Here is an 11,634-nt window from a genome sequence, read left to right as displayed (position 1 = left end):
GCGTCATTCTTTCCCCTGATAATGCCGAATATTCGCTGGACCGCAATTATTGCTGCGGCCTGAACGTTATTTAAATGAAGATCGCATTCTGTTTATAAGACGAATAGAGCACACAAAGCCGCGAGGGAAAATATCAATAACGGCAGTAGATAGTTAAATATGACACACCCGTGTCACCCTTTTTGTTACTGAACAAATAACGCTGCGTGACGGTCAATACAGGTCGGCTTGTTGACAGTATTGATAATAAAAGGTAAATGGTTGACCTGTCTTAATGCACAGAGAACAGCGTCTAAAGGAAAGAACATGACTGAACGTAGCTATTTTGATAACGATGCGCTGGAGATGGAAACGACGGTCATCAGCTGTACACCGCAGGACGATGGCCGTTTTCGTGTCATCCTCGCCGCCACCCTTTTTCATCCGCAAGGCGGCGGGCAGCCTTCCGATCGGGGAACCCTTGATACGGCGGACATGCTCCATGCCGCACAGGAAGACGGCGAGATCGCCCATTACACCGATGGGCCGGTCGCACCCGGCCCGGTTCACATCAAGGTGGATGAAACGCTGCGGCGGTTGCATAGCCATTATCACTCTGCGGGACACTTTATCGCCGTGGCCGGGGAGAGATTCGGCTGGCACGGCAGCAAGGGCAATCACCGCCCTGGCGAAGCGCGGGTGGTATTTGAGCCCACTGAGCAGAAAACGCCGGTGACGGCAGAGCAGATTGCGGCAGATGTCGCTGAGATCGTCGCGCGCGATCTGCCGCGCCAGCTGACTATTGTCGACGGCCGTCGTGAGGTGACCTGGGGAGACTTACCGGCGTATGCCTGTGGCGGCACCCACGTGGTCAGCACGGCTGAGGTGGGTTTGGTGCGCATTGTGAAAATCAGCGAAAAGAAAGGCGTGATGACGGTGAAATATGAGGTTGGCGAGTAGGTGTTACTTCATCGCTGAAGCCCTGTGTAAAACGCTTAAAAAAGCGCATTTTTCGGAAACTACTGACCATATTAACATGGCATTAAAAACAGTATTGACTCGTGATCTTATTGGAGTAGTTTATTAACCAACGGCAGGAAAAACCCTCCAGTCGTTAATAAGTTAACGCTTTACAGTGTTAAGTAAGTAATCTGCGATGAAGGTCACGAAATATTGTTGTATGGGCATTGACGGTGGGGAAGTTATCCACCCGACGCGTTAGGGCCTCGAAACAAAATCTGTACCGATCGCAGGATGGGAATGAAAACGCGATGATGTCAGGCCATGTTTCAACAGTACTCAGAGTCGACGTATCGTTATCATATATAACGATTTTCCGACGATAGTCAGGCCATGCATCAAGAGTATATATCGCGATGGGGAGATGTACGTGTTCCGCCCGCTCGTAGAGTGGGCTGTGTTTAAGCGGTAATAATAGGAGGTCATTTATTAACACAGTGCCTAATATTATCTGTGTGGACTTGTACATTTAACGTTGTACAATCAGCAGTAAATCGATGTAAGTAAATTAATGCTAAATTACGAGTATGCAGTACGTTAAAAGCCCTGACCTGAAAAGTCGGGGCTTTTACATTTCTGCGGTTGTCGAAAAACGTTCCAAACCTTACCGGTAATTATCCGCCCTGCTCAACTGAACAGGACGGCATTTTGGCTGTTATGCGTCAGACAAGCGGAAGGTGGAGACGGAGTGCGTCAGGTAATGCACCTGCTCTTCCAGAGAAGCCGCCGCCGCTGCAGATTCCTGCACCAGCGAGGCGTTTTGCTGGGTCACGCTGTCCATCTCGGTCACCGCCTGCTCAATCTGGCTGATGCCACGACTCTGCTCATCAGAAGCGGTCGAAATATGATCCATCAGCACATCCACCTGACTGACTGAGGCAATTATCGCCCCGATCGCCTCGCCGGTCCGGCCAACCTGATCCGATCCGGCGCGAATGTTGATAACGGATTCGGCAATCAGACTTTCGATCTCTTTGGCCGCCACCGCACTGCGCTGGGCAAGATTACGCACTTCCGCTGCCACCACCGCAAACCCACGGCCCTGTTCACCGGCACGCGCCGCTTCTACCGCCGCATTCAGCGCCAGGATATTGGTCTGGAAAGCAATGCTGTTAATAACGCCGGTAATATCTTCGATTTTCTTCGAACTGCTGTTAATCAGTCCCATGGTGACGATCACCTGCTGGGAGACCTTTTCGCCGGTTTTGGCATTTTTCACCGCTTCGCCGGTCAGGCGGCTGGCTTCGAAGACGTTTTCGGTGTTCTGTTTCACCGTCGCGCCTAACTCTTCCATGCTGGCTGCGGTTTCGGTCAGGGCGGCGGCCTGCTGCTCGGTGCGCGACGCCAGATCGATGTTGCCGGCAGCAATCTCTTTCGAGGCGTGCGACACGGTCAGCGTCGAGTTGCGAACCTGACCAATAATGTCGGTCAGCGACTGGCGCATCTGCTCCATGGTGGCCATCAAATCCTGGATTTCGCTCTTAGAACCGACGGTGACCGGCACCGGCTGGTCGAGGATCCCTTCGGCGATTTTGCTGCAATAAGCTTTCGCGCTGTCCAGCGGATTCAGCACATAGCGTTTGATAAAGAACAGCACGGCAGTGATCACCAGCAGAAACAGTACGCCAAAGAAGATAATCACGCTCATCCCCAGGCTGAAGTGGCTCTGCGCATCGCTGTTGAGCTTTTTGGCATAGGCCTCGTGCTCGGCAAGCACCTGATCGAGGACGATTTCATACTGTCGGTCGAGACGGATCACCGTCGCCAGCTGATCCTTAAAGCGCGCCTGATCGTTGGCTTCCGCCGCGTCGATCATCGGCTGAATGCCCTGCTGACGGTAGGTCAGATAGGCCTGCTCATAGGCTTTTGCTGCCGCGTCTTCACCGGCTAAGCGCGGCGCATCTTTATACGCCTGGAATGCGGCATCGGCCTTGCCGATCACCGTCTTCACGCCTTCCAGCGACGGCTTAGACAGCCCATCGCTCCCCTCACTGGCCTTCATATATTCCATCAGTCGCAAACGTAAGGTGCGGCTGTGGTTAATCGGGTCGATGATCGACAGCACAACGCGGATCTCTTTATTGACCGCATCAAGCGACTGGTTGCTGCGGGTCAGCAACCAGATGCTGGCGAACATACTGCTAATAAAGATGATAAATAAGAACAACATAATCAACAGCGAGGATTTTTTAACCGACATAGCGTTATCCAGATAAGGGGAGGTCTTTAACTGTTAACGGCATAAATTTCGAAAAATTTAGCCCCTGCCCCCAGGATCTGCTTTGAAAAGGCGATTTTGCAGCGAATGTTAAAATCGGTGTCGGCTACGCCAGGATTAATGTCGGCTGGCGCAACCACATTTCGGGATGTCACCGAGCACTTCTTTGCCTAAATGCGAATGCCTGACCTGCAGCTGGCCCTGCTGCCACTGGCCGCTGAGATCGGCCCGCTTGTCCAGCAGTCGGTTTAGCGCCTCGGTCACCAGCAGATCGCTGCGTGGTGCCCAACTGGTCAGGTGCCAGGTGGATGAACCGGCATCATCACTGTCATTGAAGCCCACCACGCCGATGTGCACGCCCTGACCAAAATCCCGGATTGCCTGAATCGCGCCGAACGCCAGCAGATCGTTTTCACATAACAGCGCATTAATGCGTTCTGACGCCCGGGTCTGTTTCAGGTAGGCGGTCATTGCCTGCCATGCCAGTTCGCGGTCGTTGTTGCCGGCAATCAGCACCCTGTCCAGCCGTTTATCCGCCGCCGTCAGGCTGTCGACAAAACCGGCCATCTGTCGCAAAGGCGTTGAAGCGCGGTCTTTGCCCTGCATAAAGCCGAAACGCTGATAGCCTTGCGACAGCAGCAATTTTCCGCTCTCAACGCCCGCCTCATACCCCCCGGCCGCAACCACCGTGTCCTCACCCTCGCTCGCGCCGCCAAGCTGGACGACGGGAACGCCGGGAAGAAGATCGCCCGCCACCGACTGCGCAGTGCCGTCGGCAGTGAGGAATACCAGTCCGACGGGTTCGAGGCCTGCGGCTTTTTGCATCAGAGATGGCGTGCGGTCCGCAGAACGGGCGTTGAGCAACAGCGGCAGATACCCGCGCAGATCGAGCTGCCGGGTGACTTCGTCCAGCATTTTCAGGGTCCAGGGATTGTTGAATCCCTCGATGACCACGCCAATAACGCCGGCGCGCTGGCCGCTTTTTTGCTGCTGCTGGGGCTTATCCGTCATGAGTATTTTCCCGCTTATCAGGCTGATTCGGTTGAGAGAATGAACAGGCATTCGCGCTGTTAAGATGGTGCGATCTGTCATCAGCATGACGCAAAGTCCGGGATCTGTCACCGTCGCGAAGCGACATCTGCAACACAGATCGTCTGATAAAATGCATTTACATATTTAAATTTATAAATATAATGGCCCGGCAAATTCTTTTCAAAAAACCGGAAGCTTTATGAATCGTCCTACCCTTTTTTCCCCGCTTCAGCTTGGCGGCTTCACCCTGCGTAACCGTATTGCCTTGCCGCCGTTAACACGCTGCCGCAGCGAACAGCCTGGCAACATTCCCGGCGAGATGATGGTGGAATACTACCGTCAGCGCGCCACCGCCGGCTTTATGATCACCGAAGGGACGCAGATTGAGCCGCGTGGCCAGGGCTATGCCTGGACGCCGGGGATCCACAGTGAACCGCAGATCGCCGGATGGAAAAAGGTCACCGAAGCCGTACACCAGCAAGGCGGCACGATCTTCTGCCAGCTGTGGCACGTGGGCCGCGTCTCGCATACTGCGCTTCAGCCCGGCGAACAGCCGCCGGTGGCACCTTCTGCCGTCACCGCCACCGGCGTTCGCGTGTTTATCGAAACCGGGCCGGGCGAAGGCATGTTGACGTCGCCAAGCAATCCCCGCGAACTCAGCACCGACGAAGTGAAAGAGATTGTTGGGCTGTATCGTCAGGCGGCAGTCAATGCACAGGCCGCCGGATTTGATGGCGTGGAGCTGCACTCTGCCAATGGCTATCTGATCAATCAATTTATCTCTGAACACACCAATTTCCGCTGTGATGAGTACGGCGGTTCGCTGGAGAACCGACTGCGCTTCCTGAAAGAGATTGTCGAAGCGGTCAGCGAGGTGTTTGGCAGCCAAAAAGTCGGCGTGCGTTTTGCGCCGTTGTTTACCAGCACCGACGAAGAGCGCGTCTATTTAGGCCTGGTTGAAAGCGATCCGCACGCGACCTATATCGCGGCGGCCGGCATGTTGAATGAACTGAACATTGGCTATTTGTCGATTGCCGAAGCCGACTGGGATAACAGCCCGGATCTGCCAGTCAGCTTCCGCACGGCGCTGCGGGAAACCTTCCACTGGCCGATCATGTATTCCGGCCGCTATACCCGCGAGAAAGCCGAAAGCATTCTGCAAAATGGCTGGGGCGATCTGTTTGGATTCGGCAGAACCTTTATTGCCAACCCGGACTTACCGGCCCGCTTTGCGTCGGATGTTGCGTTAAACCCGGTGGATGCGTCCTCGCTGTATGGTGGCGGCGCTAAAGGGTATACTGACTACCCGGTTTACCGCTCCTGATTGTTTGTGAGGCTGCATGTCCCCTGAAAGCGCCATGAAATTACTGTCCAACCCGACCCGGTTGGCGGTGTTGCAGTGGCTGAAGAACCCGCAACAGGCCTTTGCAGGCTATAGCCAGCTCTATGACTATGACCTGTACGGGGTGTGTGCCAGCCTTATACAGGACAAGGCCGGCTTATCCCAGCCGGCCACCTCGCTGTGCCTGAAAGTCTTGTTTGAAGCCGGACTGCTGGAAGCCAGTAAGGTTGGAAAGTGGACCTATTATCGCCGCAATGAAACGCGTATTAATGACGTGCGCGAAAGCCTGGTCGGCTTTCTGCAGGATTTATAACGCCGTCGCATCACCCTGCGGTTCATCCCGATCGCTCAACCTACTGACGGCGAATTAGCGCGTAATCATCGGCTTAATTCAGCCAGCCGTGGATTCTCACTCAGGCGACGCCAGGCGCTTTCCACTGCGCCCGGCATCTCAACCGCGCCAATAAATCCTTTACCGTTCGGGCCATAACCGTGGACATCATCCTTCAGGCGGACCATTTCCCCCAGAATCATCGACAGATAGCGCTCCAGTGACCAGATCCCGCCTGATCCCGGCGCGCCGGTAATGGTGAGTTGCGCATCCACCCTCGTCAGCACGGGGGTAAATACCGGCCAGCTCAGGCATTCAGCCTGCACGCCCTGCTGGTGCCACTGATGTAAATAGGTGGCTTTGGTGCGTCGCTGCATCAGCGGATCCTGCACCAGCAGATACTTTGCCGGAACCTTCCCGGCCTTTTGCAGAAAATTGAGGCTGAACAGCGCGTTTTCACCACAGTTTCTCGAACGGTTTTCATTCAGCACCTGTTCTGGCGGTAAACCAAAAGCCTGTATTGCCATCGCTTGCAGCAGATCGCCCTCCCCGCCGGGCAGCGTAGCGAATTGCTGATAACGCCCGTCTGCGGCCAACGCCGCGCGCAGCAGCTCGGTGGAGTGTCCCTCGCCGCCGCTGAGCAAAAGAGGAATGCCGCGCTGACGGCACAACGCCATCGCCCCTTCGATTTCCGGTAGGATGGCATTACCTGCGAGGATAATAAGTTGAACGTCGTCGATCTCCCGTTCCGCCAGATCGTTTTCCGCCAGCCAGTGGGACAACAGATTGAAATCATCGACGTCAGAAACGCTGAGTTGCATTAAAAACTCCTTATTAAAAGCATTACAGGTCAGGCAGAGTCAGATAAATTTACCTTAATGGAAAGCCTCCGCAGGAAAATTCGGAAATCATGCCATGAAACGCCAGCCAACCCTTCCGGGGCTTAAACGCCCGATGAAGCTCAGTACCTCCGTCAGCCTGATGGTCAGCGCGGTGATTGTCGCCGTCTTACTGGCCGTCCACTTTTTCTATTTCCTGCAGATAAGCCAGGTCACTAACAAAGGCGTCGAGGATAAAGCGTTGGCGGTGGCGCGGACGCTGGCGGATTCGCCGGATATTCATCGCGGGCTGCTGTTACCGCCGGACAGCAACGTGATTCAGCCGATCGCTACCGCCGTGTTGCAGAGCAATGACCTGCTGTTTGTGGTGGTCACCAATATGGCCGGCATTCGCTATTCGCATCCCAACAAAGACGCTATCAATCACCATTTTATTGGCGACGATTTGCAGCCCGCGTTGCTGGGCAAAGAGAATGTTTCGATCAACCGCGGGCAGTTAGTGCAGGCACTGCGGGTGTTTACTCCGGTGTTTGATGCTGAACACAAGCAGATTGGCGTGGTGGTGATTGGCATCTCGCTAAGTGAAGTGGCGGATCAGATTAACCAGAGCCGTTGGAACATTCTGTGGACCGCGCTGTTCGGCATCCTGGTGGGTGCTATCGGCACCTGGCTGTTGGTGAAAGCCTCCCGACGGATCCTGTTCGGCCTGGAACCGTACGAAGTCTCTGAGCTATTTGAACAGCGTCAGGCCATGCTGTATGCCATCAAAGAAGGGGTGATCGCCGTGGATATCAACGCCCAGGTGACGTTGATTAACCATGCCGCGCGCAAGCTGTTCCGCGAGACCGGCATGCCGCAGGCGCTGGAAAGCGAAATCATTCAGAGTATTCAGGCCACCGGCGCGCTGATTATCAACCTGCGCGAAGTGCTGCGCAGCGGAAAACCGCAGCGGGATGAAGATATCCTGTTCCGCGGTCGGGTTTTGCTGTGCAACACCATGCCGGTGCTGAAAGGCGGCGTGATGATTGGCGCGATCTGCTCTTTCCGCGATAAAACCGAAGTGACCCAGCTGACCCAACGCCTGAGCGGCATGGTTAACTATGTGGACGCGCTGCGTCAGCACTCCCACGAGTTTATGAACAAGCTGCATGTGATCCTCGGCTTATTGCATATGAAAAGCTATGCGCAGCTGGAAGATTACATTCTGAAAACCGCCAATAACTACCAGACCGAAATTGGCTCGCTGGTGAAAAAAATCCAGTCGCCGGTGATTGCCGGCGTGCTGCTGAGTAAATTAAACCGCGCGGCAGACAGCGGCCACCAGCTGATCCTCAGCGAGGACAGCTTCCTGCCCGACAGCGGCAACGAACAGCAAACCTCGGTGCTGGTCACCGTGCTGGGCAATCTGATTGAGAACGCCTTCGATGCGCTGGCGCAGCAGCCTGATGGCGAAGTCAGCGTGCTGCTACACTATCAGAACGGCTGGCTGAGCTGTGAAGTCAGCGATGACGGCCCCGGCATCCCGGCAGATCAGCTTGATGCGATCTTTGAGCACGGCTTTTCGTCGAAGGGTGAGCAACGCGGCGTAGGTTTATTCCTCTGCAAGCAGCAAATCCAGAGCCTTGGCGGCGAAATTATTGTAGAGTCCGACCCTGGGGTTTATACCCAATTCTTAGTACAACTGCCGTGGGATGGAGGAAACCGATCCGCATGCTAAATGTGTTAGTCGTCGATGATGATGCGATGGTGGCAGAGCTGAACCGCTGCTACATTGGCCAGATCCCGGGATTTGCCTGCTGCGGCGTGGCGTCAACGCTGAAACAGGCCAGAGAAATGGTGCTGCACAGCGAACTGTCGGTGGATTTGATCCTGCTGGATATCTACATGCAACAGGAAAACGGGCTGGATTTACTGCCTGAACTGCGCGCGGCCAGGCGCAATATCGATGTCATCGTCATCTCTTCCGCCGCCGATGCTCAGACCATTCAGCAATCGCTGCATTACGGCGTGGTGGATTATCTGATCAAGCCGTTCCAGTTCTCCCGCTTTGAAGAGGCGCTGACCGGCTGGCAGCATAAGAAATCGCTTAAGGACCAGCATCCGTGGTATCAGCAGACCGATGTCGATGCCCTGCTGCACGGCAATCCGCCGGACGTCACCGAAGCGCACCGTCTGCCAAAAGGCTTAACGCCGCAAACGCTGCGCACGCTGTGCCTGTGGATTGACAGCCATCACGACAGCGAGTTTTCAACCGACGATCTGGCCGCCGCCGTGGCCATTTCCCGCGTGTCGTGCCGCAAATACCTGATCTGGCTGGCGCAGCGTAAAATCCTCTCCACCAACCTGCATTATGGTTTAACCGGCCGGCCGGTTTATCGCTACCGCTTGCAGGCGGAACATCGCGAGCTGTTAAAACAGTTTTGCCAGTAGCCTTAAACGGCGTGAAAATCCGCGTCCAGCAGCGTGAAGCTAAACTGCCGCTGGGAAGAGCAGATCACCTGGCGGTCGCGGGTCACAAAAACGGCTTCGATTTCGGGTGTGTTTGCCAGATAGTCGAGGCCTTTTTTAACGCCCATTCCGTACAGCAAGGTGGTGTAAATATCCCCGTCGATGGAGTCCTCAGAGATCACCGTCACGCTCAGTAATTCGTTATCCAGCGGATAGCCGCTGGCCGGGTCCAAAATGTGATGGTAGCGCTTGCCGGCCAGCTCGAAATATCGCTCGTATACGCCGGAGGTCACCACCGATTTGCCGCTGACGGTGATCACCCCAATCAGTTCTTCCGGCGCTCCAAACGGCTTCTTCAGGCCGATGCCCCAGCCCGGCGCCTCGCTATCCGGCGTTCCGCCCAGCGTCTGCACGTTGCCACCCAGATTGATCAGCGCATGTTCAACGCCCTGCTGACGTAAAAAATCCCGTACCCGATCGGCAATATAGCCTTTGGCGATGGCCCCCAAATCGATCTCCATCCCGCGCTGTGGTAGAAACACCGAACGGGCCGCTGGGTCGAGGATCACCTGCTGCGGATTGGTCAGCGGCAGCAGCGCCTGAAGTTCTTCCGCCGGCGGCACGCTGTCGCCGTGAAAACCGATCTTCCAGCGTTTAACCAGCGGGCCGATGGTGACGTTAAACAGGCTTTCCGGTAATACGCTGACCGCTCTGGCGCGGGCGATCAGGTCAAACACCGGCTGGCTGACCACCACCGGTTCGACGCCGGCGGCATGGTTGACCGACATCACTTCCGACTGCGGCCGGTTGACCGTCAGCAAAATCTCCTGCTGCTTAATCACTCTGAACACCGCGCCGGCCAGCGCTTCATTATGATCAAACAGTTTGAGAAGGATCGGCGACCCCATCAGCACTGCGGAGTAGGAATAGACGTGGGTGTCAGATGACATGCTGCGCTCCTGCTTTCTGCCCAGATAGGGCTGACATTGTGCCACGGCGCATCATTTTCTGCTGGTTTTTGCCATCCGCATCGCTGGGCGATCGATAGCCGGTGAGGCTTAAGATTGTTTTATCAGGGTTAACATCTGCTTATTCACCGCTACGCCTTCACGCCAGCAGTAAGTAAAGAATAAAATAACTCAGCAGATAGCCGGCAAGTATTATGCACAGTACTTCCCCTTCGCCTGATTCTTTTTCAGTCGACCGCAATTCTGTGGAATGATTCCGCGACCGGTAAGGTTCCAGATACTCCGCTGAGCGTTTTGTCATATATTGCACCACGCGTAAATTTTAATAACCTAATAAACCGGACTTAAGGTAAATCAGAAGCTGTAAGTAATGGCGGCGATGGCGGTAAATTCATTCCGGCGATACACAATCGGGCTGTCATCCGCCTTATCACCCAGCCAGGTATAATTACCGATCAGCATGCTGCCCCACTGCGCGCTGTACTGATGATTCCAGGTCAGGCTCGACTGCATGCCGTAGAAGCCACCGCCGGTGTAATAAGTTGCATAGCCGCTGCGCTCGCTCTGCTGTGGGTTGACGCCATAAAAGGTATTGTTGTAGCGGGCATCGCCAAACAGCGCCGCCGTCTGTAACGCCACCGTGTCGGTGCTGGTCTGCCAGGGCAGCAGCGTGACGGAGCCCTGATACTGCACGCCCTGCGAATCCGTCAGCGGTAAGGTGGCCTTACCTTCAACGGAAAACCACGGCGTGGCCTGCCAGCCAACGGCGATCGCCGTATTGGCCACCGCGCTGATATTGCCCATGCCCTTCAGCTTATCAGAGCCATCCCGCCAGAGATTGTTGTCGTCTGACCGCCCAAGGTTGTAGCCCAGCGTGTGTTCCAGATAGAGGCCATTATCCGCCTGCAGGTCGTAGCCCAGACCTTTTTGCGAATCGAAGAAAAACGCGCCGTCGCGCGCCTGCACCAGCGGGACAATCTGCCACTGACGCTGGTCGGAACCGCTGTAACGCGGCGTATTCACCGCGCCGATGCCCACCATCAGGCTGGGATCGGCCGGTGCAGCCTGAACGGCTCGCACTGACACGCTCTGGGCAATTAACAGCAGGGAGGCTAAAGGCCACAGTCTATTTATCGGCTTCATCACAATCACTCATGTCGGATTTTCTTACCCTGACTCAGGGTCCCTGGAATGAGCGGATGATGAGCGCACGTTATCAACAGACGGTCGGTTATTTATTAAGAACGTGTCAAGACCGACTTATTTCACAGAAAAATAGTGCTATTGATGGCGATTGTTTTGTTGTACTCTGCTTTTAATTTCAGGAAATAGTTTTACCAGCAGCCGCTTAATACAAATTAAATGACCATTACATTTTATTTAATGCGTGACGTGTTGATAAGTAAATTATAAATACGCCAATATTATATTGGCAGATGATTATCAAGAAAGAGTCA

The 11,634-nt window shown here is 54.8% G+C and carries 10 protein-coding genes; 5 read left to right on the top strand and 5 right to left on the bottom strand.

Annotated elements, in window-relative coordinates; translation table 11 throughout:
- The first annotated feature begins 306 nt into the window (after positions 1-306).
- Entirely contained in the window at positions 307-939 is a 633-nt protein-coding gene (locus tag EBC_RS10615; protein ID WP_013201788.1) for an alanyl-tRNA editing protein, read from the top strand.
- A 715-nt stretch (positions 940-1,654) separates the two neighbouring features.
- Here the strand turns inward: EBC_RS10615 and EBC_RS10610 are convergent.
- Both EBC_RS10610 and EBC_RS10605 read right to left on the bottom strand, forming a co-directional pair.
- Positions 1,655-3,199, bottom strand: coding sequence for a methyl-accepting chemotaxis protein (locus tag EBC_RS10610; protein ID WP_013201787.1), 1,545 nt, complete (start codon positions 3,197-3,199; stop codon positions 1,655-1,657).
- A 135-nt stretch (positions 3,200-3,334) separates the two neighbouring features.
- Entirely contained in the window at positions 3,335-4,228 is an 894-nt protein-coding gene (locus tag EBC_RS10605) for a substrate-binding domain-containing protein (protein ID WP_013201786.1), read from the bottom strand.
- 220 nt (positions 4,229-4,448) lie between these two features.
- On the opposite strand from EBC_RS10605, the gene EBC_RS10600 reads away from it, so the two are divergent.
- Together EBC_RS10600 and EBC_RS10595 are read left to right on the top strand one after the other, a co-directional pair.
- Positions 4,449-5,573: an alkene reductase gene (locus tag EBC_RS10600; protein ID WP_013201785.1), complete on the top strand. Its 1,125-nt coding sequence runs from the start codon at positions 4,449-4,451 to the stop codon at positions 5,571-5,573.
- 16 nt (positions 5,574-5,589) lie between these two features.
- Positions 5,590-5,904 carry an ArsR/SmtB family transcription factor gene (locus tag EBC_RS10595; RefSeq protein WP_013201784.1) on the top strand — a complete coding sequence of 105 codons (315 nt, stop codon included), beginning with the start codon at positions 5,590-5,592 and terminating at the stop codon, positions 5,902-5,904.
- A gap of 65 nt (positions 5,905-5,969) precedes the next feature.
- Here EBC_RS10595 and EBC_RS10590 read toward each other — a convergent pair whose 3' ends face one another.
- Positions 5,970-6,743, bottom strand: coding sequence for a YdcF family protein (locus tag EBC_RS10590; RefSeq protein ID WP_013201783.1), 774 nt, complete (start codon positions 6,741-6,743; stop codon positions 5,970-5,972).
- 94 nt (positions 6,744-6,837) lie between these two features.
- Between EBC_RS10590 and EBC_RS10585 the strand changes: the two genes are divergently transcribed.
- Both EBC_RS10585 and dcuR read left to right on the top strand, forming a co-directional pair.
- The gene (locus EBC_RS10585) at positions 6,838-8,478 is read left to right on the top strand and encodes a sensor histidine kinase (protein ID WP_013201782.1); all 1,641 of its coding nucleotides are present in this window, start codon (positions 6,838-6,840) and stop codon (positions 8,476-8,478) included.
- Complete coding sequence (gene dcuR, locus EBC_RS10580; RefSeq protein ID WP_013201781.1) at positions 8,472-9,191, top strand: two-component system response regulator DcuR; 720 nt, start codon at positions 8,472-8,474, stop codon at positions 9,189-9,191. The genes EBC_RS10585 and dcuR overlap by 7 nt, the downstream gene beginning before the upstream one ends.
- A gap of 2 nt (positions 9,192-9,193) precedes the next feature.
- Here the strand turns inward: dcuR and EBC_RS10575 are convergent, their stop codons facing one another.
- Together EBC_RS10575 and EBC_RS10570 are read right to left on the bottom strand one after the other, a co-directional pair.
- Positions 9,194-10,159 (bottom strand): FAD:protein FMN transferase, encoded by a 966-nt coding sequence (locus tag EBC_RS10575; RefSeq protein WP_013201780.1) that lies wholly within the window; start codon positions 10,157-10,159, stop codon positions 9,194-9,196.
- A 372-nt stretch (positions 10,160-10,531) separates the two neighbouring features.
- Positions 10,532-11,320 carry a MipA/OmpV family protein gene (locus tag EBC_RS10570; protein WP_013201779.1) on the bottom strand — a complete coding sequence of 263 codons (789 nt, stop codon included), beginning with the start codon at positions 11,318-11,320 and terminating at the stop codon, positions 10,532-10,534.
- Positions 11,321-11,634: the final 314 nt, after the last annotated feature.

This window comes from Erwinia billingiae Eb661 (assembly GCF_000196615.1).
Taxonomy (GTDB): domain Bacteria; phylum Pseudomonadota; class Gammaproteobacteria; order Enterobacterales; family Enterobacteriaceae; genus Erwinia; species Erwinia billingiae.
Note: the sequence above shows the minus strand (reverse complement) of the source record. Positions and strands in the feature narration are given on the sequence as shown.

What these genes read in the sequence shown, in the direction of transcription:
- EBC_RS10595 (WP_013201784.1), top strand. Translation starts at nt 5,590, where the DNA reads ATGTCCCCTGAAAGCGCCATGAAATTACTGTCCAACCCGACCCGGTTG.
- EBC_RS10570 (WP_013201779.1), bottom strand. Translation starts at nt 11,320, where the DNA reads ATGAAGCCGATAAATAGACTGTGGCCTTTAGCCTCCCTGCTGTTAATT.
- EBC_RS10600 (WP_013201785.1), top strand. Translation starts at nt 4,449, where the DNA reads ATGAATCGTCCTACCCTTTTTTCCCCGCTTCAGCTTGGCGGCTTCACC.
- EBC_RS10605 (WP_013201786.1), bottom strand. Translation starts at nt 4,228, where the DNA reads ATGACGGATAAGCCCCAGCAGCAGCAAAAAAGCGGCCAGCGCGCCGGC.
- EBC_RS10575 (WP_013201780.1), bottom strand. Translation starts at nt 10,159, where the DNA reads ATGTCATCTGACACCCACGTCTATTCCTACTCCGCAGTGCTGATGGGG.
- dcuR (WP_013201781.1), top strand. Translation starts at nt 8,472, where the DNA reads ATGCTAAATGTGTTAGTCGTCGATGATGATGCGATGGTGGCAGAGCTG.
- EBC_RS10610 (WP_013201787.1), bottom strand. Translation starts at nt 3,199, where the DNA reads ATGTCGGTTAAAAAATCCTCGCTGTTGATTATGTTGTTCTTATTTATC.
- EBC_RS10615 (WP_013201788.1), top strand. Translation starts at nt 307, where the DNA reads ATGACTGAACGTAGCTATTTTGATAACGATGCGCTGGAGATGGAAACG.
- EBC_RS10585 (WP_013201782.1), top strand. Translation starts at nt 6,838, where the DNA reads ATGAAACGCCAGCCAACCCTTCCGGGGCTTAAACGCCCGATGAAGCTC.
- EBC_RS10590 (WP_013201783.1), bottom strand. Translation starts at nt 6,743, where the DNA reads ATGCAACTCAGCGTTTCTGACGTCGATGATTTCAATCTGTTGTCCCAC.